The organism is Slackia sp. CM382 (assembly GCF_000293015.1).
In the GTDB taxonomy this organism is placed as follows: domain Bacteria; phylum Actinomycetota; class Coriobacteriia; order Coriobacteriales; family Eggerthellaceae; genus Slackia; species Slackia exigua.
On the sequence record NZ_ALNO01000012.1, the window covers coordinates 1 to 510 of the forward strand.

Genomic DNA, 510 nt, shown 5'->3' on the forward strand with positions numbered 1-510 from the left:
AACGCCCATGAGCCCGAGACCGTGTCGGTCCCCGTCGCGAAGAGGTGGGTCGGCGGCGAGGGCGGCGAGGTCACCGTGCGCCTGCTCGCCGACGGCAAGGACGCGGGCAAGGCATTGAAGCTCAACGCCGGCAACGGCTGGAAGGGCTCCTTCGACGGGCTTCCCGCCTTCGAGGGCGGCAGGAGGATCGCCTACGCCGTGGCCGAGGACGCCGTGGAGGGCTACTCCTCCGAGGTCCCGGCGACGCCAAGGCCGGCTTCACCGTCACCAACACCAAGGACGGGAGGCCCGAGGCGCCCGCCCCCGGCGGCAAGAAGGCCATGCCGAAGACGGGCGACGGCACGGGCGCCATGGCGCTCGGGGCCGGCCTCGCGGGCCTGCTCTCCCTAGGCCTGCTCGGCCTCGCCTTCCGCGGGCGCAGGGCCGAATAGCCCTGCGGGCCGCCGGCGCCCGGCGCGGCCCGCAGGGGCCTGACGCCGCTGCCCGCGCCTGACAGAGACGCGTCATGCG

General features: G+C 75.1%; 1 pseudogene. It reads left to right on the plus strand.

Going from position 1 to position 510, the window contains the following annotated elements:
- Positions 1 to 75: 75 nt before the first annotated feature.
- Positions 76 to 177 (plus strand): annotated as a pseudogene (locus HMPREF1155_RS09120) (hypothetical protein); the annotation flags it as partial.
- Between the last annotated feature and the right edge of the window lie 333 nt (positions 178 to 510).